Origin of the sequence: Sphingomonas desiccabilis, from assembly GCF_004135605.1 — a bacterium.
In the GTDB taxonomy this organism is placed as follows: domain Bacteria; phylum Pseudomonadota; class Alphaproteobacteria; order Sphingomonadales; family Sphingomonadaceae; genus Sphingomonas; species Sphingomonas desiccabilis.
In genome coordinates, this window is the sequence record NZ_SDPT01000002.1 from 527,658 (window position 1) to 549,516 (window position 21,859).

Genomic DNA, 21,859 nt, shown 5'->3' on the forward strand with positions numbered 1-21,859 from the left:
GGTCAGGCGAGCAAGCGCAGCCCGGTGACCACCAGCACCAGGGCGAGGGTGGGGCGAAGGACGCGGTCGGAGGCGCGGGAGGCGAACAGCGAGCCGGCGATGATGCCCGGGATCGAGCCCACCAGCAGCCCGCCGAGCAGGGGCGCGTCGACGTTGCCGAGCGAGAGATGGCCCAACCCCGCGACCAGGGTCAGCGGGACGGCGTGGACGATGTCGGTCGCCACCAGCTTTCGCGTGGTGAGGCGCAGCGGATAGAGCGCGAAGAGGATGACGGCGCCGAGCGCCCCGGCGCCCACCGAGGTGAGCGTCACCATCACCCCCAGCAACGCCCCCGCGAGCACCGTCAGCGGCGCCTGGAAGTGGTGGAAGCGGGCGGCGGATCGAGCCCGGAAGCGGATCGCCGCCAGTTGCAGCCGCGGGCGCAGCAGCGTCGCAACTGCCGTCAGCAGCAGCACCACGCCCAGCGCGTGCAGGATCAGCCCGCCCTTGATCGCATGGGTTTCGGTATGCGCGAGCACCCACAGGGTGAGCCCGGCGGCGGGAAGGCTGCCGAGGCACAGCCGGCGCACGACCTGGAAGTCCGGGCCGCCGTCGGTGCCGCGATGGCGATGATGGATGAAGCCACCGACCGACTTGGTGATCGCGGCGAACCAGAGGTCCGTGCCGACCGCGGTGATCGGTGCCACCCCGAGCAGCAGGATCAGGATGGGTGCCATCAGCGATCCGCCGCCCACGCCCGTCATGCCGACGAGCAGGCCGACACCCAGGCCGGCGATCACATTGTACAGGTCCATCGCCCCCCGCTGCGACGGCTAGGCCGGCCGCTCGGCGACCAGCGCGAGCAGGCGGGGCGCGGCTTCCGGCCGGCAGATCAGCAGGTCGGGGAGGTACGGGTTGGCGCGGTTGTAGACGAGCGGCTGGCCGTCGATGCGGCTGACGTGCAGCCCGGCCGCGGCGGCCACGGCGACCGGTGCGCAATTGTCCCATTCATATTGGCCGCCGGTGTGGAGGTAGATGTCGGCCTCTCCGCGGACGACCGCCATCGCCTTCGCTCCGGCCGATCCCATCGCCACCAGCTCGGCACCGATCGCCTGGGCGACCGCGACCGCCTGTTCGGCCGGACGGCTGCGGCTCACCAACATCCGGGGCGCGCCGCCGTGCGGCGGTGGGAGGAGGGGCGGCGTGTCCGACGCCAACGTCGCGCCGAGCGCCGGCAGCGCAACGGCGCCTGCCGCGGCCCGGCCGCCGACCGACAGCGCCACATGCACCGCCCAGTCGCTGCGGCCCTCGCTAAATTCGCGGGTCCCGTCGAGCGGATCGACGATCCACACGCGCTCGGCCGAGAGCCGCGTGGCGTCGTCCTGCTCCTCTTCGGAAAGGACCGCGTCGTCCGGGCGCACTTGCGCCAGCGCCTCCAGGATGAAGCGGTTGGCGACGGAATCCCCCGCCTTGCCCAGCGCCTTGCCCGCGAACAGGGAGGAGCCGCGGATTTCCATCAGCAGCCGGCCAGCGCTCTCGGCGATGCGGCGGGCGAGGGCGGCGTCCTCCGCCAGCGTCGTCACGCCGCGGTGCCGAGCAGCTGGGCGACGATCCGTTCGGCGGCGGCCTCCGGCGTTTCCCGCGTGGTGTCGACGTGGATATCCGGCGCCTCGGGCGGCTCATAGGGGCTGTCGATGCCGGTGAAGTTCTTGAGCTCGCCAGCGCGCGCCTTGCGGTAGAGGCCCTTCACGTCGCGGGCCTCGGCCACTTCCAGCGGGGTGTCGATGAACACCTCGACGAACTCGCCCTCGGGCAACATGCCGCGCACCAGCTCGCGTTCCGCGCGGAAGGGCGAGATGAAGGCGGTGAGCACGATCAGGCCGGCGTCGGCCATCAGCTTGGCGACCTCGCCCACGCGGCGGACGTTCTCGACGCGGTCCGCATCGGTGAAGCCCAGGTCCTTGTTGAGCCCGTGGCGGATGTTGTCGCCGTCGAGCAGGAAGCTGTGCTTGCCGAGCGCGTGCAGCCGCTTTTCGACCAGGTTGGCGATGGTGGACTTGCCCGATCCGGAGAGGCCCGTGAACCACAGCACCTTGGGTGCCTGATGCTTCTGGGCGGCGTGCGCGTCGCGGGTGATCTCGACCGCCTGCCAATGCACGTTCTGGCTGCGGCGGAGCGCGAACTGCAGCATGCCGGCGGCGACGGTCGCATTCGTGAGCTTGTCGATCAGGATGAAGCCGCCGAGGTCGCGGCTGTCGGCGTACGGCTCGAACGCGATGCCGCGGTCGGTATAGACCTCCGCCACGCCGATGTCGTTGAGGCCCAGCGTCTTCACCGAAAGCTCGGCCATGGTGTTCACGTCGACGGCATATTTGGGCGGTTGCACCGTCGCGCTTACGGTGCGGGTGCCGATCTTCATCCAATAGCCGCGGCCGGGGAGCAGATCCTCCGCATCCATCCACACGATCGTGGCCTGGAACTGGTCGGCGACCTGCGGCGGCGCGTCGGCGGCCACCAGCACGTCCCCGCGCGAGCAGTCGATCTCGTCGGCGAGCGTCAGGGTGACGGACTGGCCGGCGCCGGCCTCGTCCAGGTCGCCGTCCATGGTGACGATTCGGGCGATGGTGGAGGTGCGGCCCGATGGCAGCACGCGCACCGCGTCGCCCGGCTTCACCGTGCCACTGGCGATCAGGCCGGCGAACCCACGAAAGTCGAGGTTGGGGCGGTTGACCCACTGCACCGGCATGCGGAACGGCCGGCGGCGGTCGCTCGCGAGGTCCACGTCCACCGTCTCGAGATGCTCGATCAGCGTCGGCCCGTCGTACCAGGGCGTCTGTTCCGAACGGCTGGCGATGTTGTCGCCGCCCAGGCCGGAGATCGGGATGGCGGTGAAATCCTCGATCCCGATCGACTCCGCGAACGCGCGATAGTCGGCGACGATCTCCGCGAACCGGTCGGCGTCATAGCCCACCAGGTCCATCTTGTTCACCGCGAGCACGATGTGGCGGATGCCGATCAGGTGCGCGAGATAGCTGTGGCGGCGGGTCTGGGTCAGCACGCCCTTGCGCCCGTCGATCAGGATCACCGCCAGATCGGCCGTGGACGCGCCGGTGACCATGTTGCGCGTGTACTGCTCGTGGCCCGGCGTGTCGGCGACGATGAACTTTCGCTTCTCGGTCGCGAAGAAGCGGTAGGCGACGTCGATGGTGATGCCCTGCTCGCGCTCGGCGGCGAGGCCGTCGACCAGCAGGGCGAAGTCGATGTTCTGGCCCTGGGTCCCGATGCGGCGGCTGTCGTTCTCCAGCGCCGCGAGCTGATCCTCGAAGATCATCTTCGAATCGTACAGGAGCCGGCCGATCAGCGTCGACTTGCCGTCGTCCACCGAACCGCAGGTGATGAAGCGCAGCAGCGTCTTGTTCTGGTGCGCCTCCAGATAAGCATCGATGTCCTCGGCGATGAGGGCGTCGGTCTTGTAGATCGGTTCGTCGAGCACGGACATCAGCGGACCTCGTCGTGCTGAACGGGGTTCAGCGTCCACGGCGCCGAAAGGAGCGCCGGTGCGTGGGGGTGGATGGACCCTGCAACAAGTTCAGGGCGACGGGAGAGAAGGGAGGCGGGTCGCATCAGAAATAGCCCTCCTGCTTCTTCTTCTCCATGCCGGCGCCGCCTTCGTCCTTGTCGATGGCGCGGCCCTGGCGTTCGGAGGTGGTGGTGAGCAGCATTTCCTGGATGACTTCCGACAGGGTCGCTGCCTCGCTCTCCACCGCGCCGGTAAGCGGGTAGCAGCCGAGCGTGCGGAACCGGACGGAGCGTTGGACGGGGGTCTCGCCCGGCCGCAGCGGAAAGCGTTCGTCGTCCACCATCAGCAGCAGCCCGTCGCGCTCCACGGTGGGCCGGGGGGCGGCGAAGTAGAGCGGCACGATCTCGATCCCCTCGGCGAGGATGTACTGCCAGATGTCCAGCTCGGTCCAGTTGGAGAGTGGGAAGACGCGGATCGATTCCCCCTTTGCCTTGCGCGCGTTGTAGAGCCGCCAGAGTTCGGGCCGCTGCGCCTTGGGGTCCCAGCGGTGGCTCGCCGAGCGGAAGCTGAACACGCGTTCCTTGGCGCGGCTCTTCTCCTCGTCCCGGCGGGCGCCGCCGAACGCCGCGTCGAAGCCATATTTGTCGAGCGCCTGCTTCAGCCCCTCGGTCTTCCAAAGATCGGTGTGCAGGCTGCCGTGGTCGAACGGATTGATCCCGCGCGCCATCGCGTCCGGATTGTGGTGGACCAGCAACTCCATGCCGGCATCCGCCGCGGCCTTGTCACGCAGGTCGTACATCGCCCGGAACTTCCAGGTCGTGTCGACATGGAGCAGCGGGAACGGCGGCGGCGCCGGGAAGAACGCCTTCTTGGCGAGGTGGAGCATGACGGCCGAATCCTTGCCCACCGAATAGAGCATCACCGGCCGCTCTGCCTCTGCCACCACTTCGCGCAGGATATGGATGCTCTCCGCCTCCAGCCGCTGGAGGTGCGTGAGGCTGGACCCGGACGGCCGGCGAGTGGACGAAGACGCGTTCATGGCCCGGAGTTGGCAGAACGTTCCGTGGCGTACAATGGCGAATTGGCCCATTTACTCGGTCCGTCCCGGAGAGATCTTGGGCGGGTAGAAGCGGAACTTTAGGAGGGTCGGTGAAGCGGCCGAAACCGCAAACGATAACTTCGCAGGGCGATAGAGATGCTTTGATCGGAGGATCCCTTGCCGCGTCCGGCTGGCATGCCGGGCATGCGAGTCTCGATGGGTAATTGGGGCCTTTCAGGCGGGTGCCGCGATGAACGAGCCCAGGCGCCGGCGCGGCGGGGCGAGAGTTCGCGTCCTCCTGGAGTGGCTTCGCAAGAGCAGCGTCCGCTGTCGGCCGGATGGTCTTGGGACGCTTTTTCTCCGGCGTCGGCAGGGCCGCGTCCGCGGACGAGGGACAATGGGCGTGCTACCGGACAAGCTCGAAGCGGGGCATCCGCCGTTCCCTCAGGACGCGTCGGAAGGTGCCAGATGCTGGCGCAGCACCCGCATCTGCGGCCGCTCGCCGCCCGTGCGGCTCGGCTGCACGCTGTAGTCGTAGCTGGCCGGCCACCAAGGCCCTGCCGCCCAATAGGTCCAGCCGGACCAGACATCCCCGTTTCGGTCCAGGAAGGCGAGCATCCGCTCGAGCGTTGCGAGGCAGCGTGCGTCGCTGCCGGCGCCGAATTCGGCAAGGAAGCCGCGCGCCCGTACCGAGCGCAGCCAGGCGGTCGCAGCGCGGAGGCGGTCGACGCCGGTGTCCGGGCCGCCGCACCCGGGGTGGGTGCCCGAGGAGTCGCTGTCGAGATACTGGTGCATCTCGAACGCGAAGTTGCCGCCAGGATCGTGGAAGCCGGCAAAGGCATCCGCATTGGAGCCGCCGCCGCCGATGCGTGTCCAGCTGTGGGCTCCGGTCCATTTCGCGCCGGGCACGAGGATCAGGTTGCGCGCACCGGTGGCGCGGATCGCCGTCACCACGCGATCCACGATCCTGCGCCAGTCCTCCGGGACGATGCCGGCGGGTTCGTTCATCAGCCCGAAGACGACGGGCCTGCCCCGATAGCGAAGCGCGAGGCGCCTCCACAGATCGACCAGCCCATCGGCGACTGCCGGCTCCGTCACTTTGCGGCCGGCGTATTTGCCATAGTTGTGCACGTCCAGGATCACGGCCAGGCCCAGGGCGCGCGCACTGCCGACGACGGAGTCGAGGCGTCTGACTTCCTCGGTGGAAAGCGCACCGGAAAGCCCGGGCTGCACGCGCTCCCACCGGAACGGCACGCGCACGATGTTCACGCCCGCACGAGCGAACGCCGCCAAATCGGAGTCGCGCGGGTAGATATAGTCCTTGCCGTGGACGCCAGGGCGCCTGGCCGGCTTGAACTCGCCGCCAGCGATGTTGACGCCGGTCAGTTGGGGGCGGCGCTGGGTGGCGGCCAGGGAAGGGACGGCCGTGTTCAGCAGCAGCGCCGCAAGAAGCAGGAGCGCGGCCGCGCGAATGCCAGCGATCACGGCACGATCACCGTTCCCAGCAACGGTACGCCGCCCTCCTCCAGCAAGCCGGTCAGCCGCTGGAGAGGGCGGAGGGCGCTGCCGTTGCGACTCGCCAGCACCAGGGCGCCGTCGAAGCCGCTCAGGATCGTGTCGACCGCACCGAAACGGGTCGACTGGCTTCGGGCGGAGAGGCTGAGAAGCACCAGCCGGTGTCGTCCGATGCGCCCTTCCAGCGCCTCCACCAGCGGCTGGCGCTCGAGCAGCTCGGCGCCCTCCGCCGATCCCGGGCCCGCGGGCAGCAACGATAGCCGCTCGATCGCAGTGGGCTGGATCGCGGCGCGGCCTTGGGGCTCCTGGAGCAGCGTCGACAGGCCGGCGCGGTTGTCGGTGCGGAAGAGTCGGTCCTGGGCGGGCGCTTGCAAATCGCCATCGACCAGCAGCGTGCGCCAGCCCAGCTGTGCGCAGACCACCGCCAGGTTCGCGGCGACGCTTGCCACCTCCACGGTGGCATCCAGGCCGATCAGGGCGACCGCGCGGCGGTCATCCGGCGTGTCGCCGTGCCAGCGGCTCGAAAATGCCCCGCGCAGATCGCGGATACGGGCGACCGCGTCGCTCTGGGCTTCGAAGGCGGCGAACACGGTTGGATCAACGCGAGGGTCGCCCGGATGCAGCAGGGACCCGGCCCGGGCTGGTGGCGTGGTCGCGATGCTGGCGGCTGGGTTGCCAGGCCCCGATGCGGCTTCGGCACCGATGCTTGCGAGCTCCTGCGAAGGGGCGTCGATGGCATCTCCAGGGAAGTCCAGGGACGACGCCCGGGGCGCAAGGGGCGCGCCCAGGCTCGGATCGCCGCGGGCGTCGCTCGGCCAGAGCGCTCTGCCATCCGAACTGCCTGGATCAATCGCGGTGGAGCGCAGTCTCATGGCAGGATCCTCTCGATCGATTTCATTCTGCCGCCGCCACCGCCAGCGCAGGCTCGGTTGCCGCGAGCTGGAGCCGTGCGAGCAGAAACTGCGGCGCGAGTGAGTCCGCGAAGACGGCCGTCCCGGAGTCGTTGAAGAGCAGGGCAGGGGCGAGCGCCTGAGGCACCCGATCCGCCGCGACCGTCTGGTGTGCGGCGGCGTCGCAAGCGAGCGCCCGCAGCCGCTCCCGGAGCTCCGGGAGCCGGCAAAGGCGCTCGAGCAGCGCGGCGGCGGCGGCATTGACGCTGGCCCACTCCTCGAAGCTGCTGGCAAGGCCGGCACGCACCGCCCCCACGTCGACAGTGCTGGTGCCGGCCTCCACCGCCGCCAGTCCCGCGGCCTGGCAGAACAGGCGGACATGATAAGGAGAACCCGCCGCGGCCGCGCCGATCAGCATGCGCGCCTCTGCCGGAAAGGTGATGCCGCTGCGTCGCGCGCCTTCGTCGATCACCGCCTCGACGGCGCGCGGGCCGACGGGACGGATCGGCACCGCGACCATGTGGCGCCGAAGCGACGGGTGGGCCTCGAGCAGCTCGTCTACGTCGGCGGCGATGCCGACGAGCAGGAACTGCAGCGGCGCGCGCGTGTCGGACAGCAGCTTCAGCAGGCTGGCCATCTGCGCCTTGGTCTGGCGGTTCTCGATCCGATCGAACTCGTCCACGATCAGGAAGATGCGCCGCGTGAGCCCCGGCGCCGCCGCGCTTGCGAAGTCGCGCGCGGTGAAATCGCGCTCCCCGAGCGCGGCAAGCGCCGCCCGGCCGGCGGGCCGCGCCTCCGCCTGCAGAAAGGGTAGATAGGGGCGCAGCAGGTCCGCGAACCCGGTGTCGCCGGTCGCGGCGTGATAGAGGGCGACGCATTCCGCCTCGTCGGCGAGGTCGCCGAAGATCCGGGCGAGCGATGTCTTGCCCGAGCCGCGGGCGCCGAAGACCACCGCATGCTGGCGCCGCTCAACGACCCCGTCCACGAGGCGGTTCAGCTCGGTCATGCGTCCGAGCAGTTCGTAGCGGTCGTCCACCGGTTGCGCGGCGTTGAAGGCGGCGATCACGCGAGCGCGCTGCGATCGTGCGCCTATCGCCGCCGCAAAGCGCTGCGCCGGAGCCAGGGTGCTCTCCGGCGTCGGGTGGGCCGGTATTGCGTCCAATTCGGAGATGTTTGCCGGATCTTGAGCCGCAGGCGTGTCGCTGAGCATGCTGTGTCTGCCGCCGTTGTGCGCAGCCGCGCGGGCAGGTGCGGGCCGCTCGTTCACCGCCCAGCACAGGATGCGGTGCACGGCACGCCGCACCTGGTGCCACCAACCGCCTGTCTTGCCATCATCTGCCATGTCCAAGTCGTACGGTGATCTCGGGAAGTAGAAAAGCCGATGCGCCAACAAGTGCGGCAGTATTGAACCAATCCAAGATTGCACTGCCCGGCAACCGGCGCGATCCCGACGGGCGGCTGCCTTGCGGCTGGTGGATCAAGGGGCGGAAATGACGGGCGATTTGTTGTTCGACAGCGGAGAAAACGGCAGCCGGGAGTCACCTGTCGCCTTCCTCTTCACCCAGCAGACGATCGGCCTCGGCGCTCGCAAGACCAGCATGGTGTTCCTGGCAGAGGCGCTGCGGCGGCGCGGCTACCGGGTTCATGTAGTGACCGTGCAGCGGAGTTGGCTCAGCCGGCTGCGGCGGGATCAGGAACGCGCCACCGCGCGCGGTGTGCCCCGCAACCGCTGGTATGCGGCGGATGGCATGCAGGGGTTCCTTTGGGTTCCGCCGGTGCATCCGGTGGCGACGCGCGGCAAGGTGCGGCAGTGGATCTCGGCACCGCTGATCGCCGCCTATGGCGCCTTGTTGCCCCGCGCGGTGGTCGAGCCGCTCCGAAAGGCGGAACTGGTGGTGATCGAAAGCTGCTCGGCGGTTGCGCTGTTCCGGCGTATCCGCCGGGTCGCTGCCCAGGCGCGCATCCTCTACAGCATGAATGACCGACTGACGGTGATCGGCATGCATCCCGGGCTGCAGCGGCGGCTGCATGCCGATGCGCCGCGCTACGACCTGGTCCGCGTGCCGGCGCAAGCCCTGCTGGACGATCTGCCCGGAGCGCGCGCGGCGCTTGTCCGCCATGGCATCGATCGGCGCGCGTTCGACCGCGCCTCGGCTTCTCCCTATTCGGTCGGGCCGAATGCCGTGCTGATCGGCGACATGATGCTGGACCAACCGCTGCTGGAGCGGCTGGCCCGGACGTTCCCAACGGTGCGGTTCCATTACTTCGGGCGCACGCCGCTCGCATTCGCCGCGCCTGCGAATCTGACCGCCTGGGGAGAGCAGCCGTTCGAGCGGCTGGTGCCGTTCGTCCAGCATGCGGACGTAGGCCTGGCGCTCTACCGGCGCGTGCCGGGTCTGGCCTATTTGGCCGAGTCCAGCCTCAAGAACCTCCAGTATCGCTACTGCGGCCTGCCGGTCGTCGGGCCGGAATTCGCGATGCGGGGCGTGCCGGGCGCCCTGTCCTATGATCCGGAGTGCGCGGGGAGTGCGGTGGAGGCGTTGCGCCGGGCACTGGCGAAGGGGCGTGGCCCCCCGGAGGCCGTGGCGGACTGGGACGACGTCGCCGGTGAATTGCTCCGTCTGTCAGGCGCTCGCGAGGCGAGTGTCCATAGGTCCAGATCCAGCATCCATTCTGGATGAATTAAGCTACCTAATCGGAGCAGTCTTCGCGGCGAAGGCCGCGCATGCAATTGCCAGAAGATTTGCTTCGGAAGTAAATCACACGGTGGCGCGTCGGTAAGTCCATTATCGGTTCTTCCCTTGGGACAAAATGTCTCGAAGCCGATACTGCGCGCATACTTGGGAGGTAGATATGGCCTACTATAATGGTACTTCGGGCGACAGCGTGATCGTGGCAGATGGAAACGGGGCAGACGTGCTGAAGGGCGATGCCGGCAACGATCGCCTGAACGGCACCCACGGCACGGACCGCATCAAGGGAGGTTCGGGGGACGACAATCTCGCCGGGCAGCAAGGCAACGACTATCTGCAGGGCGACGCCGGGGACGACATCCTCTTCGGCGGATCGGGAAGCGACTTCCTGTTCGGTGGATATGGTGCCGACAAGTTCGTCTTCGACGACTTCAACCACAGCGACGGCACCGTCGACATCATCAAGGACTTCAAGCTGACGCAGGGCGATACGATCCTGCTGAAGAACGGCGTCACCATCACCGCGGCGGAGATCACCGATCTGCCCGACAGCCTCTACGCCGACAATGAGCGGCCCGACATCCGAATCACCCTGACGTCGGACAACGGGTCGACCCAGGAGCTGTGGCTGGCGGACGTGATGACCGAGAAGGACAACAAGGCGCAGGACCGCCAGATCGCCGCGCTCGAGGATTATCTCGAGAGCCTGGGCTACACCGGCGGCCTCGCGTTCACAGCGTGAGCGAGGCACCGGCACTCCGGCTGGTCTCGCAGGATATCGGCTCCGCCTCGCGCGGGGCCGATATCTCGACGGGCCAGGAGCCGATCGCGACGCTGGAAGCCCAGGTCGTGGTACCCTGTCCGCTGTGCGACCGGCGGGAGGCGTGGGGCTGGGGACATGAGAACGGCTATTCGGCGGTGAAGTGCGTCGGGTGCGGGCTGGTCTATGTCTCGCCGCGTCCGGCGGACGAGACGATCAGCGAGGCCACCCGCACGGGGCAGCACCGGCACGAGGCGGGGGCGATGTCGGTCGTCTACGCCCCCAGCCGCCGCAAGCTCGCGCGATACCGCAGTCGGATGCGCCGAGTGCTTGCCGGCGAACTGGGGCAGGATCCGGTGTCGTGGCTCGACATCGGTGCGGGCTTCGGCGAGCTGATCGAGGCGCTGGGCGACGTGCTTCCCGCCGGCTCTCGGATCCGGGGGATCGAGCCGATGGCGGCCAAGGCGGCACATGCGCGGGCACGCGGACTGCCGGTCACATCCGAGCCGCTCGCGCAGGTGACCGAGCGCTTCGACTTCGTATCGCTGATCAACGTGTTCTCGCACCTGCCGGACCCCGGTAGCTTCCTTTCGGGCCTTGGCCGGCTGGTGCGCCCCGGCGGTACGCTGGTGCTGATGACCGGCAACGGCGCGGAACTCGACAGTGCGGACAGCTATCCGGACCGGCTCGACCTCCCCGACCATCTGGTGTTCGCCGGACGCCCGCAACTCGACGCCTTCCTAAGCGAAGCGGGGTTCGAGCCCTATCGGAGGGACCTGGTGCGGCTCGATACGGCGAGTTGGGCAGCCAAGGCGTTGATCAAGAAGACGCTCGGTCAGCCCGTGCCGCTCGTCATTCCGTATCGTTCCCGGTTCCGGGACATGCTGTATCTCGCGCGGCGGGTGCGATGAGCGTTGCCTTGGAGCAGGCCGCTTCCGGCCCTGCCAAGGACTTGGCGCTGGCACCGGGCGGGGAAGGCGCACCCGAGGTGCCGCCGCTGCCGATCGACTTCCTCGTACTCGGCGCGCAGAAATGCGGCACCACCTGGATCCATCATGTCCTGAGCCAGCACCCCGAGGTGTTCATCCCGCCGGCCAAGGAGCTGCACTTCTTCAACAAGGCGGCGGGGCTGGCGCGCGGGCGCGGCTGGTATGCAGCGCAGTTCGCCGATGCCGCGCCCGGCCAGCTGCGCGGCGAATGCACGCCCAACTATCTGTGGAACCACCTCGCGCCGGAGGAGCGGCCCGCGCTCGGCGAGCGTCACGATCTCGGGCCGGCGCTGGCCGCGACGCGTCCTGGGTTGCGGTTGGTGGCGACGCTGCGAAACCCGGTCGACCGCGCCGTTTCCGCCTTTCACCATCACATCAACCAGGGGCGGATCGCGCCCGACGCGCGCATCCTCGACCATCTCTGGACGCTGGGTATCGCCTCAATGGGCATGTACGCGCGCCACCTGCGCCACTGGTTCGACGCCTTCGGGCGCGAGCCGCTGCTGGTGCTGGTCTATGAAGCGGACATCGCCCCCGACCGGGCAAAGCCGGTGACCGCCGAGCGGCTGTTCGCCCATCTCGGGATCGCGCCGTTTGTGGTGCCGTCGCTCTACGAACAGCGCAATGCGCGGCGCGGCTATCTCGCGATGCGGCTCGCGCGGCGGCTGCCGCCGTCGAGCCTTCCGGGCCGAGCGGTGCGTCGCGCGATCGAAGCGGTGACGCCGCAGCGCGTCGATCGCTGGTTCCGGTTCGAGGTGTCGGCCCAGGACCGCGCCGAGCTTGCCGGGCTGTTTGCACCGTATCAGCGCGAGCTGGAGGAATTGCTCGACCGGCGGATGCCGTGGTGAGCGGCGCCTGGACCGCCGCGACGCCGCCGTAGCTGCCGGGCGGCGAGGGTGGCTATGGGGCAGGGCGCGGTCATACGCGGTCTGCCGCCGAGCGACCCGAAATGCACGCGGAGCGCGCCGACGGGCTGAGCGCCATCGCAGTGCCCCATCGAGGCTCTCGCTTCCTTGCGTCGGGTCGCGGGATCGCCGCGCGACGATCGGCATCGGGGCAGTCGCCGTGGCGTGTGTTGCTCAGGTAATACGGTTCGGCTAGCGTTCCTCCACTATCAGGGGGAGGCGCTGGAATGATCGCATCGCTGGGCCGCATCGTCCGTACGTTCGTGTTGTGGAGCGCTCTGCCGCTGTCCGTCCTTCCCGCCGCGACGGCGCAGGCGCAGGCGTATCGTCCCGCCTTCCATCCGGAGACGTTGAAGGGGCCCCCCGCCGGCGCCCCCAACGAGGTGCTGGTGTTGGGCACGGCGCATCTGTCGGGGCTGCCGGAGACGTTCGAGCCGTCGATGCTGGCGCCGCTGCTCGACCGCCTCGCGGCCTGGCGCCCGACCGCGATCGCGACCGAGGACCTGTCCGGTCTGCAGTGCGACAGCTTGCGCCGCTACCCCGCGCGCTACGCCGAGACCGTCCCGGACTATTGCTGGGACCCGGCTCCGGCCGCTCGGGCGACCGGGCTGGACGTGCCGGCGGCGAATGCCGAGGCTGAGCGGCTGCTCGGCGCCTGGCCGACCGCGCCGACGCCGGCGCAACGTCGCCGCCTCGCCGCGACCCTACTGGCTGCCGGCGAGCGGGGGTCGGCCCTGGTGCAGTGGCTGCGCTTGCCCGCTCCCGAACGGCACGCGGGCGACGGGCTGAGCGCGGAGCTCGCTAAGCTGCTGGACGCCTATCGCGGCCGCCGTAACGAGACGGGGCAGATCGCCGCGGCACTTGCCGCGCGGCTCGGTCTGGAGCGGTTGTGGAGCGTCGACGACCATTCGGCCGATTCGGCGAGCAGTGCCGATCCGGCCGAGCGCAATGCCGCGGCCGATGCGATCTCCCGCGCGTGGGACAACCCGGCGACCCGCGCGCGTGCGGCCGAGGACGCTCGGCTGATGGCGCGGCTGGCGGCGCCGGGCGGCGTCCTGGCGCTGTATCGCGCGATGAACGCGCCAGAGGCGGCGATGCAGGTCTATCGTTCGGACATGGGCGCCGCGCTGGTCGAGCCGCAAGGATATGGCCGCGGCTACGTCGGCTATTGGGAAACGCGCAACCTGCGCATGGTGGCGAACATCCGCGACGTGCTCGCCCTGCACCCGGGCACGCGGCTGCTCGCGATCGTCGGCGCCTCCCACAAGGGGTATTACGAGGCGTATCTCGACCAGATGCACGACGTGGTGCTGGCCGATGCGGAGACGGTTCTGCGCTGAACCGGTCGCGGCGCCCGTTGGGTCAACGCACAGGAGGCGAAATCCGCCGGACGCGCAGCCCCTTGGCGGCGAGCGCGTCCTGCAGCGATCCCGCACCCACGAGGTGGCCGGTGCCGACCGCGACGAACACCCGGCCCGGCTGCGCCATGCGGCGTGCGATCCAGGCCGCCCAGGCGGCGTTGCGGTCGGCGAGCACCCGCTGCTGCACCGCGTCCGAGGTCTGGCGCAGGTCGTCGGCGACGATGGCAGCGAGGGCGTCGGTATCGCCCCGGCTCCAGGCTTCGGCGGTGCGGCGCATGACGTCGGTCGCCGCTTCCTGGCCGTCGAGCACCCGCGTCAGCATCGCGATCTGCTCGGCCTCCGGCAGCTGGTCGAACATCGCGATCTGGTCTCGCTGGGTTTCGAGGCCCTCGATCGGCTTGCCCGTACGTCGTGCGGACGCGGTGAGCACGGCCTCCACGCCTGCTTCCCGGCTGTAGCCGGTGCGGCGGAGCGGCAGGATCGAGAGCGAAGTCGCCGCGAGCCACGGATCCATGCGGTCGAACGCCCCTTCCGGATAGCCGGCGGCGCGCGTCGCGGCGGCGAGCTTCTTCGCATAACCCTGGGGCAAGCGCTCCGGGAGCGGCGGCGCATCGGCGGGTGGCGCGACGCGGCGAAGGGCTTCCTGCACTTCGGCCTCCGGCGGCGCGACGAGTTCGAGCACCAGCGCGTCGCTCGCCTCGAAGGCGCGGCGTACCGGCCCCTGGAACCAGGCGAGGTCGGGGCGCAGCTCGTGCACCGATCCGAACAGGTAGATGGTGGTGTCGGTGTCGCGCACCACCCACAGCGCCGGGCGGGCGGGCGCCGCCGGTCGCGCGGCAGGCCCGGCGAACATCAGCGCGAGCGTGGCTAGGAACAGGCGGGCGAGCGGCATGCGCTTGTCTTAGAGGCTGACGCGTGCAAGCAGAAGCGCGGCCGTGCGCGATGTGCAGGGTCGCGCCAGCGTCCATGTTGATCTGCATGGATGCCGTTACTGGGCCACCCCAGAGCGGGCAGCCCGTAATGTCTGGCCTCCTCCGCGTTGCGCCACAGGACGAGTGGGCGGCCAAACGCGGAAACGGGGTGCGGAGCGCTTCCGCAGCGCTTGTAGGCATGCCCGGTTGTCGTGGACATAGGAGCGGTGACTCGCCGTACCACCGTGCGGGTCCATCCGGAGGTGTCGATGTCCGCTCGATGTTTTCTGCCCGCTTGGATCATGGCCTGGGTCACGGCGGTCTTCTTGCCCAGCGTGCTGATCGCCTATTTCGGTATCTCCCCAGCGGCTGCGGCCATCAGCGTAGGCTTCGACCGGTTGCCGGCCACCAGCTGGAAGGTGGCGGACGATGTCGGTCCTGCCGTCAAGCTGATGATCGGCGGTCTTCTCCTGCTGGGCTTGCTTGGGCTCAGTCGGGCGCGTGGTCTGTCGCCGAGCCTGCGCAGCGGCGGGAGCGCGGCGGTCGGCATGATCGCGGTGACGGCGACGATCGGCATGGTGCCGCTGTCGCTGTCGCGCGGCTTTGCAGGCGCCCTGACGGGAACTGCGTTCGACTGGTGGACGACAGCGCCGCTCGGTGCGCACGCGGCCGCGCCGATCGAAAGGCAAGCGCACCGGCACCCCATTGAGCGTGACAGTGCCAGATCGCAGCCAGCGGCCGGACCGTCACCTTCTGATGCCTGCGGGGAGGCTCGATGCTTGACCCCTTTCGGGCCATGGGTCAAAGCGCCGCGGTGTCCGAGCCACTCAGCTTCCAGCGCATGATCCTCACGCTCCATGACTATTGGAGCGACCGGGGCTGTCTCATCCTCCAGCCGTACGACATGGAGATGGGCGCCGGCACCTTCCACACCGCCACGACGCTGCGCGCGCTGGGGCCGGAGCCGTGGAACGCCGCGTTCGTCCAGCCGTGCCGCCGCCCGACCGACGGGCGCTATGGCGAGAACCCGAACCGGCTCCAGCATTATTACCAGTATCAGGTGATCCTGAAGCCGAGCCCAGCCGATTTGCAGGAGCTGTACCTCGGCTCGCTGGCGGCGATCGGAATCGACTTCACCCGCCACGACATCCGCTTCGTGGAGGACGACTGGGAGTCGCCTACGCTGGGCGCCTGGGGGCTGGGCTGGGAAGTCTGGTGCGACGGCATGGAAGTCACCCAGTTCACCTACTTCCAGCAGATGGGCGGGTTCGATTGCAAGCCGGTCGCGGGCGAGCTGACCTACGGGCTGGAGCGTCTGGCCATGTACATCCAGAACAAGGATTCGGTGTACGATCTGGCGTTCAACGACGCGGGCGTCACCTATGGCGAGGTGTTCCACGAGAACGAGGTCCAGATGTCGACCTGGAACTTCGAGGTCGCCGACACCGACACGCTGTTCGACCAGTTCCGCAAGGCCGCGGCCGAGTGCGAGCGCAGCCTGGCCGCCGGCCTGCCGATCCCGGCGTACGAGCAGGCGATCAAGGCCAGCCACACCTTCAACCTGTTGCAGGCGCGCGGCGTGATCTCCGTCGCGGAGCGCCAGGCCTATATGGGCCGCGTGCGCGATCTGGCGAAGGGCGCGTGCGCCGCATGGATCGAGAAGAAGACGCCCGAATGGCAGGCGCGCTTTCCGGGGTGGACGGCATGAGCGACTTCCTTCTCGAACTCCGCTCGGAGGAAATTCCGGCACGCATGCAGGAGCGGGCGCGCGAGGACCTGGCCAAGCTGTTCGCGGCCGAACTCGCCAAGGCGGGGCTGAAGGCGGCGGAACTCGTCACCTATGCGACCCCGCGTCGGCTGGCGCTGATCGCGCGCGACCTGCCGCTCGCGACGGAAGCGGTGCGCGAGGAAGTGAAGGGCCCGCGCGCCTCCGCACCGCCGCAGGCGCTGGAGGGGTTCCTGCGCAAGACGGGCCTTGCCCGCGAGGACCTGGTCGAGCGCGACGGCGTACTGTTCGCCGTCACCGACAAGCCAGGCCGCGCGACGGCCGAGGTGCTGGCCGAGGCTGTGCCGGCGGTGGTCCGCGCATTTCCCTGGCCCAAGGCGATGCGCTGGGGCGCGGCATCGGTATCAACCGAGAGCCCGCGCTGGGTGCGCCCGCTGCAGGGCATCGTGGCGCTGCTCGACGAGGACGTCGTGCCGTTCGAGGTCGCTGGCGTCACCTCCGGCGCGGCGACGGTCGGCCACCGCTTCCACCATCCGGGCGTCATCACCATCGGCTCGGCGCATGATTACGTAGAGAAGCTGCGTGCCTGCCACGTCATCGTCGACGGGGCCGAGCGTCGTGCCGCGATCGCGGTCGGTGCCAAGCTCGCCGCGCAGGGCGCCGGGCTGAGCCTGGTCGAGGACGAGGGGCTGCTGTTCGAGAACGCCGGCCTCACCGAATTCCCGATGCCGCTGCTCGGCCGGTTCGACGAAAGCTTCCTGTCGGTGCCGCCGGAAGTGATCCAGCTCACCGCGCGCGTGAACCAGAAGTATTTCGTCTGCCGCGACGCCGACGGCAAGCTCGCCGACGCGTTCGTCTGCACCGCCAACATCGACGCCGAGGACGGCGGCGACAAGATCGTCGAGGGCAACCGCAAGGTGCTGGCCGCACGGCTGTCCGACGCCAAGTTCTTCTACGAGACCGACCTGAAGACGCGACTGGAGGACCTGTCCCCCAAGCTCGAGAAGATCGTCTTCCACGAGAAGCTCGGCACCGTCGCCGACAAGGTCGATCGCGTGGCCAAGCTCGCGCGTTGGCTGGTGGAGCAGGGCATCGTCGGCGCGCGCGAGGCGCCGGCGCATGTCGAGCTGCCGCTCGATCCGTCCTCCTCGCCGATCGACGCGCGCGACATCGCCGCGGGCACGGTGAGCGCCGATCGCGAGCGTCTGGCCGACATGGCCGAACGCGCGGCACGGCTCGCCAAGGCGGACCTCGTCACCGGCATGGTCGGCGAGTTCCCGGAACTGCAGGGCCTAATGGGCGGCTATTATGCCGCAGCCCAGGGCGAGGCGCCCGAAGTCGCCGAGGCGATCTGCGACCACTACAAGCCGGTCGGGCAGGGCGACGACGTGCCGACCGCGCCGGTGACGGTGGCAGTGGCGCTGGCGGACAAGCTGGACAGCATTTATTCGTTTTTCTCACGTGACGAGAAGCCGACCGGGTCCAAGGATCCGTTTGCACTCCGTCGCTCGGCGCTGGGCATTATCAGGCTGGTTTTGGAGAACAGGCTCCGCGCGCCCTTCCGCTACATTCTCGAAAGCGCCGACTGGATCGCCTTGCTTGATGAGGGCGGTGCAGACTGGGGGAATCCGACGAACGACCTTCTCGACTTCTTCGCCGATCGTCTGAAGGTGCAGCAGCGCGAGGCGGGGGTTCGCCACGACCTGATCGACGCGGTGTTTGCGCTGGGCGGCGAGGACGATCTCGTCCGGCTGCTGGCGCGGGTGCATGCGTTGCAGGGGTTCGTGACCACCGAGGACGGCGCCAACCTGCTCGCCGGCTACAAGCGCGCGGCCAACATCCTGAAGAAGGAAGGCTACACCGTTCCGGACGAGCCCCGCTCGCCGGTCGAGGCGGGGGCACGGCAGGTGGGTGGCGCGAACGGCGAGGCTACCGCGCACGTCAGCGGCGAAGCCGAGGGAGCAGCGCAGGGCGCTGCCATCGGTGTCCACCGCAGCGTTGCCGCCAATGCGCCCGATGCGCCAGGGTCGGCCGTGCCGGTGGGCAGCACGGGCACGCCGGGCAATCTGCGCTTCCAGGACGAAGAGGCGAACCAAGCGGTGGACCGCCAGGGCACGACCGAGCACGACGGCACCAGCCATCCCTTTGCCGGCGGCCAGCCCGACGGCATTCCCCAGACCGGCGAGGAAGACCCCTTGGTCGAGGTGGAGCAGGGCGCGTTCACCGATTCCGTCGCCGCCTTTGCGCGCAGCGAGCGTGCGCAGTCGCTGTCGTACGAGCCCGAGCCTGCCGAGGACGCGCTGATGGCGGCCCTCGACGTTGCCGAGCCGCGCGCGGCCAAGGCGATCGCGGACGAGGATTTCGAAGGCGCCATGGCCGCGCTCGCTTCCTTGCGCGCGCCGATCGACGGCTTCTTCGACGACGTGACCGTCAACGACGCCGATCCCGTCAAGCGCACGGCACGGCTCGCGCTGCTGGCGCGAGTGCGGGCGGCGGTGCACCGGGTGGCCGATTTCTCCCGGATCGAAGGATAGCGGACAGCCCGATGTGCTGATGCTATCCTTCGTCCGAAGGTCTGGTTTGTGATCCTCCTCCCCAGGGAACGCACTCCAACCCACGCAAGGAACCACGATGACGCAGTATGTGTACCGTTTTGGCGGCGGAGTTTCGGACGGGGGCTCCGGCGACAAGACGCTGCTTGGCGGCAAGGGCGCCAACCTCGCGGAGATGGCATCGATCGGCCTGCCGGTGCCGCCGGGGTTCACCATCTCCACCCAGATGTGCACCCGCTATTACGAGGAGGGGCAGAGCTTCCCGGACTCGCTGCGCCAGGAAGTGGCCGACGGGATTGCGCACATCGAGGGCGTGACGGGCAAGAAGTTCGGCGATGCGGCCGATCCGCTGCTGGTTTCAGTGCGCTCCGGCGCGCGCGTGTCGATGCCGGGCATGATGGACACGGTGTTGAACCTGGGCCTCAACGACCAGACGGTCGAGGGGCTGGCGGCGGCGTCCGGCGACGCGCGCTTTGCCTGGGACAGCTATCGCCGCTTCATCCAGATGTATTCCGACGTCGTGCTTGAGCTCGATCACGGTCGCTTCGAAGAAGCGCTGGAGATCGCCAAGGAGGACAATGGCTACAACCTCGACACCGAGCTGACCGCCGAGGACTGGCAGAAGCTCGTCGCCGAATACAAGGCGCTGGTCGAGGAACTGTGGGGCAAGCCGTTCCCGCAGGACGTGCACGACCAGCTGTGGGGTGCGGTCGGTGCGGTGTTCGGATCGTGGCAGGCGGAGCGCGCCAAGGTCTATCGCCGGCTCAACAACATTCCCGGCGACTGGGGCACCGCTGTCAACGTGCAGGCGATGGTGTTCGGCAACATGGGCGACACCTCTGCCACGGGCGTCGCCTTCACGCGCAACCCGGCGACCGGCGAGAACGCCTATTATGGCGAGTTCCTGATCAACGCGCAGGGCGAGGACGTTGTCGCGGGCATCCGCACGCCGCAGTACCTCACCCGGGCGGCGCGCGAGGGGGCGGGCGCCAAGCCGCTGTCGATGGAAGAGGCGATGCCGGACGCCTATGGCGAACTGGCGGCGGTGTTCGACCGGCTGGAGCGCCACTATCGCGACATGCAGGACATCGAGTTCACGGTGCAGCAGGGCAAGCTCTGGATGCTCCAGACGCGTTCGGGCAAGCGCACCGCCAAGGCGGCGCTCAAGATCGCGGTCGACATGGCCGAAGAGGGGCTCATCACCCGCGAGGAAGCGGTGGCGCGCGTCGATCCGGCCGCGCTCGACCAGCTGCTTCACCCGACGCTCGACCCGGATGCGCCGCGCGACGTGCTGACCAAGGGCCTGCCGGCCTCACCAGGTGCCGCCTCGGGCGTGGCGGTGTTCGACAGCGACACCGCCGAGCGCCGCGCCGCCACGGGCGAGCCGGTGATCCTGGTGCGCGTCGAGACCTCGCCGGAGGACATCCACGGCATGCACGCGGCCAAGGGCATCCTGACGGCGCGGGGCGGCATGACCAGCCACGCGGCGGTGGTCGCGCGCGGCATGGGCCGGCCCTGCGTGTCCGGCGCAGGGTCGCTCTCGATCGACAGTCGTGCGCGCGTGATGCGCGTCGGCACGCGCGAGATCCGCGAGGGCGACACGCTCACCATCGACGGCTCGACCGGCGAGGTGATGGCGGGTTCGGTGCAGACCGTGCAGCCCGAGCTTGCCGGCGACTTCGGCACGCTGATGGAATGGGCCGACGGCGTCCGCCGCCTGAAGGTGCGCGCCAATGCCGAGACGCCGCTCGACTGCCGGACGGCGCGGGACTTCGGTGCCGAGGGTATCGGGCTGTGCCGCACTGAGCACATGTTCTTCGAGGGCAGCCGCATCACGGCGGTGCGCCAGATGATCCTGGCGGAGGACGAGAAGGGCCGCCGCGCCGCACTCGACAAGCTGCTGCCGGAGCAGCGCGGCGACTTCGTCGAGATCTTCGAGGTGATGGCGGGGTTGCCCTGCACCATCCGCCTGCTCGACCCGCCGCTGCACGAGTTCCTGCCGCACCAGGAGGCGGAGTTCGCCGAGGTCGCATCGGCGGCGGGTGTGGGCGTCGAGCAGCTCAAGCGTCGTGCGGCCGAACTCCACGAGTTCAATCCCATGCTCGGCCATCGCGGCTGCCGGCTGGGCGTGACTTACCCTGAGATCTACGAGATGCAGGCGCGCGCCATCTTCGAGGCGGCGTGCGAGGTCGCGGAGAAATCCGGCGAGGCGCCGATTCCGGAGGTGATGATCCCGCTGGTCGGCACCGCCAAGGAACTGGAGCTGATGAAGGCGGTGGTCGACAAGGCGGCGGAGGCCGTGTTTGCCGAGAAGGGCCGCACGATCGAGTATCTGGTCGGTACCATGATCGAACTGCCGCGTGCTGCGCTGAAGGCGGGCGAGATCGCGGAGGTCGGCGAGTTCTTCTCCTTCGGCACCAACGACCTGACGCAAACGACGCTGGGCGTCAGCCGCGACGATGCCGCGCGCTTCCTGGGCGCCTATGTCGACAAGGGCATCTATGCACGCGATCCGTTCGTGAGCCTGGACGTCGAGGGCGTGGGCGAGCTGATCGAGATCGCGGCCGAGCGCGGGCGCAAGACGCGGCCGGACGTGAAGCTCGGCATCTGCGGTGAGCATGGCGGCGACCCCGCCTCGATCACCTTCTGCGAGAAGGCCGGGCTCGATTACGTTTCGGCCTCGCCCTATCGCGTGCCGATCGCGCGACTGGCGGCGGCCCAGGCGGCGCTCAAGTAATGGCACTGCGCCGCCCGGGCGAGGGGCAGAAGCTGACGCGGGAGGGGTTCGACCGGATCGGGCCCTTCCACCCCTATGTCGTCTGGGCGGCGATCCTGCTGTTCGACCTGCTGGTGGTGCTGGCGATCCTGGCGGCACTCACCATGGCCGGCGATCGGATCGAGGACCAGCTCTGGCCCGGCGGCACGGAGTGGGTGACGATCTGAGGCATATGGCCCGGCGAAAGACCGGGCCGAGTTCGGCGACGGCGTGTGGTGTGCGGATGCAGGGCGTCGCGACCGC

At 69.2% G+C, this 21,859-nt stretch carries 18 protein-coding genes; 10 read left to right on the top strand and 8 right to left on the bottom strand.

The window, feature by feature from the left end; genetic code table 11:
- Nucleotides 1–2: 2 nt before the first annotated feature.
- The 7 genes from EO081_RS10695 to EO081_RS10725 form a co-directional block, all read right to left on the bottom strand.
- Nucleotides 3–794 (bottom strand): sulfite exporter TauE/SafE family protein, encoded by a 792-nt coding sequence (locus EO081_RS10695; RefSeq protein ID WP_129341919.1) that lies wholly within the window; start codon nucleotides 792–794, stop codon nucleotides 3–5.
- Nucleotides 795–812: 18 nt separating this feature from the next.
- On the bottom strand, nucleotides 813–1,562 hold the full coding sequence (locus EO081_RS10700) for a 3'(2'),5'-bisphosphate nucleotidase CysQ (protein WP_375781656.1): 750 nt from the start codon (nucleotides 1,560–1,562) through the stop codon (nucleotides 813–815).
- Nucleotides 1,559–3,478 carry a sulfate adenylyltransferase subunit CysN gene (gene cysN, locus EO081_RS10705; RefSeq protein ID WP_129341920.1) on the bottom strand — a complete coding sequence of 640 codons (1,920 nt, stop codon included), beginning with the start codon at nucleotides 3,476–3,478 and terminating at the stop codon, nucleotides 1,559–1,561. The genes EO081_RS10700 and cysN overlap by 4 nt, the downstream gene beginning before the upstream one ends.
- A gap of 124 nt (nucleotides 3,479–3,602) precedes the next feature.
- A complete protein-coding gene (cysD, locus tag EO081_RS10710) occupies nucleotides 3,603–4,538 on the bottom strand; it encodes a sulfate adenylyltransferase subunit CysD (protein ID WP_129341921.1) in 936 nt (311 codons plus the stop codon).
- Nucleotides 4,539–4,982: 444 nt separating this feature from the next.
- Nucleotides 4,983–6,023 carry a glycoside hydrolase family 5 protein gene (locus EO081_RS10715; RefSeq protein ID WP_240697636.1) on the bottom strand — a complete coding sequence of 347 codons (1,041 nt, stop codon included), beginning with the start codon at nucleotides 6,021–6,023 and terminating at the stop codon, nucleotides 4,983–4,985.
- The gene (locus EO081_RS10720; protein ID WP_129341922.1) at nucleotides 6,020–6,643 is read right to left on the bottom strand and encodes a P-loop NTPase family protein; all 624 of its coding nucleotides are present in this window, start codon (nucleotides 6,641–6,643) and stop codon (nucleotides 6,020–6,022) included. Before EO081_RS10720 ends, EO081_RS10715 begins: the two co-directional genes overlap by 4 nt.
- Nucleotides 6,644–6,947: 304 nt before the next feature.
- The gene (locus EO081_RS10725) at nucleotides 6,948–8,285 is read right to left on the bottom strand and encodes an ATP-binding protein (protein ID WP_129341923.1); all 1,338 of its coding nucleotides are present in this window, start codon (nucleotides 8,283–8,285) and stop codon (nucleotides 6,948–6,950) included.
- Between the two features lie 148 nt (nucleotides 8,286–8,433).
- On the opposite strand from EO081_RS10725, the gene EO081_RS10730 reads away from it, so the two are divergent.
- The 5 genes from EO081_RS10730 (at nucleotide 8,434) to EO081_RS10750 (ending at nucleotide 13,630) form a co-directional block, all read left to right on the top strand.
- Complete coding sequence (locus EO081_RS10730; RefSeq protein WP_129341924.1) at nucleotides 8,434–9,624, top strand: GumK N-terminal domain-containing glycosyltransferase; 1,191 nt, start codon at nucleotides 8,434–8,436, stop codon at nucleotides 9,622–9,624.
- Nucleotides 9,625–9,796: 172 nt separating this feature from the next.
- Nucleotides 9,797–10,378, top strand: coding sequence for a calcium-binding protein (locus EO081_RS10735; protein WP_165284600.1), 582 nt, complete (start codon nucleotides 9,797–9,799; stop codon nucleotides 10,376–10,378).
- Nucleotides 10,375–11,307, top strand: a complete 933-nt coding sequence (locus EO081_RS10740) for a class I SAM-dependent methyltransferase (RefSeq protein WP_129341926.1) — start codon at nucleotides 10,375–10,377, stop codon at nucleotides 11,305–11,307. Before EO081_RS10735 ends, EO081_RS10740 begins: the two co-directional genes overlap by 4 nt.
- Nucleotides 11,304–12,233, top strand: coding sequence for a sulfotransferase domain-containing protein (locus EO081_RS10745; protein WP_129341927.1), 930 nt, complete (start codon nucleotides 11,304–11,306; stop codon nucleotides 12,231–12,233). Before EO081_RS10740 ends, EO081_RS10745 begins: the two co-directional genes overlap by 4 nt.
- A 284-nt stretch (nucleotides 12,234–12,517) precedes the next feature.
- Nucleotides 12,518–13,630: a DUF5694 domain-containing protein gene (locus EO081_RS10750; protein ID WP_221215043.1), complete on the top strand. Its 1,113-nt coding sequence runs from the start codon at nucleotides 12,518–12,520 to the stop codon at nucleotides 13,628–13,630.
- A gap of 22 nt (nucleotides 13,631–13,652) precedes the next feature.
- Here the strand turns inward: EO081_RS10750 and EO081_RS10755 are convergent, their stop codons facing one another.
- The gene (locus tag EO081_RS10755; protein ID WP_129341928.1) at nucleotides 13,653–14,543 is read right to left on the bottom strand and encodes a TraB/GumN family protein; all 891 of its coding nucleotides are present in this window, start codon (nucleotides 14,541–14,543) and stop codon (nucleotides 13,653–13,655) included.
- A 321-nt stretch (nucleotides 14,544–14,864) separates the two neighbouring features.
- On the opposite strand from EO081_RS10755, the gene EO081_RS10760 reads away from it, so the two are divergent.
- The 5 genes from EO081_RS10760 (at nucleotide 14,865) to EO081_RS10785 (ending at nucleotide 21,783) form a co-directional block, all read left to right on the top strand.
- Nucleotides 14,865–15,407 (top strand): hypothetical protein, encoded by a 543-nt coding sequence (locus tag EO081_RS10760; protein WP_165284601.1) that lies wholly within the window; start codon nucleotides 14,865–14,867, stop codon nucleotides 15,405–15,407.
- Nucleotides 15,404–16,270 (top strand): glycine--tRNA ligase subunit alpha, encoded by an 867-nt coding sequence (locus EO081_RS10765; protein ID WP_129342479.1) that lies wholly within the window; start codon nucleotides 15,404–15,406, stop codon nucleotides 16,268–16,270. Before EO081_RS10760 ends, EO081_RS10765 begins: the two co-directional genes overlap by 4 nt.
- Nucleotides 16,267–18,822, top strand: a complete 2,556-nt coding sequence (glyS, locus tag EO081_RS10770; RefSeq protein ID WP_240697637.1) for a glycine--tRNA ligase subunit beta — start codon at nucleotides 16,267–16,269, stop codon at nucleotides 18,820–18,822. Before EO081_RS10765 ends, glyS begins: the two co-directional genes overlap by 4 nt.
- 97 nt (nucleotides 18,823–18,919) lie before the next feature.
- The gene (gene ppdK / locus EO081_RS10780; RefSeq protein ID WP_129341930.1) at nucleotides 18,920–21,577 is read left to right on the top strand and encodes a pyruvate, phosphate dikinase; all 2,658 of its coding nucleotides are present in this window, start codon (nucleotides 18,920–18,922) and stop codon (nucleotides 21,575–21,577) included.
- Nucleotides 21,577–21,783, top strand: coding sequence for a hypothetical protein (locus tag EO081_RS10785; RefSeq protein WP_129341931.1), 207 nt, complete (start codon nucleotides 21,577–21,579; stop codon nucleotides 21,781–21,783). The genes ppdK and EO081_RS10785 overlap by 1 nt, the downstream gene beginning before the upstream one ends.
- The last annotated feature ends 76 nt before the right edge of the window (nucleotides 21,784–21,859 follow it).

Bases quoted from the DNA above. Each gene is read 5' to 3' on its own strand.
- EO081_RS10765 (WP_129342479.1), top strand. From the start codon at position 15,404: ATGATCCTCACGCTCCATGACTATTGGAGCGACCGGGGCTGTCTCATC.
- EO081_RS10745 (WP_129341927.1), top strand. From the start codon at position 11,304: ATGAGCGTTGCCTTGGAGCAGGCCGCTTCCGGCCCTGCCAAGGACTTG.
- cysD (WP_129341921.1), bottom strand. From the start codon at position 4,538: ATGAACGCGTCTTCGTCCACTCGCCGGCCGTCCGGGTCCAGCCTCACG.
- cysN (WP_129341920.1), bottom strand. From the start codon at position 3,478: ATGTCCGTGCTCGACGAACCGATCTACAAGACCGACGCCCTCATCGCC.
- EO081_RS10785 (WP_129341931.1), top strand. From the start codon at position 21,577: ATGGCACTGCGCCGCCCGGGCGAGGGGCAGAAGCTGACGCGGGAGGGG.
- EO081_RS10760 (WP_165284601.1), top strand. From the start codon at position 14,865: ATGGCCTGGGTCACGGCGGTCTTCTTGCCCAGCGTGCTGATCGCCTAT.
- EO081_RS10730 (WP_129341924.1), top strand. From the start codon at position 8,434: ATGACGGGCGATTTGTTGTTCGACAGCGGAGAAAACGGCAGCCGGGAG.
- EO081_RS10695 (WP_129341919.1), bottom strand. From the start codon at position 794: ATGGACCTGTACAATGTGATCGCCGGCCTGGGTGTCGGCCTGCTCGTC.
- EO081_RS10735 (WP_165284600.1), top strand. From the start codon at position 9,797: ATGGCCTACTATAATGGTACTTCGGGCGACAGCGTGATCGTGGCAGAT.
- EO081_RS10725 (WP_129341923.1), bottom strand. From the start codon at position 8,285: ATGGCAGATGATGGCAAGACAGGCGGTTGGTGGCACCAGGTGCGGCGT.
- EO081_RS10750 (WP_221215043.1), top strand. From the start codon at position 12,518: ATGATCGCATCGCTGGGCCGCATCGTCCGTACGTTCGTGTTGTGGAGC.
- EO081_RS10755 (WP_129341928.1), bottom strand. From the start codon at position 14,543: ATGCCGCTCGCCCGCCTGTTCCTAGCCACGCTCGCGCTGATGTTCGCC.
- glyS (WP_240697637.1), top strand. From the start codon at position 16,267: ATGAGCGACTTCCTTCTCGAACTCCGCTCGGAGGAAATTCCGGCACGC.
- ppdK (WP_129341930.1), top strand. From the start codon at position 18,920: ATGACGCAGTATGTGTACCGTTTTGGCGGCGGAGTTTCGGACGGGGGC.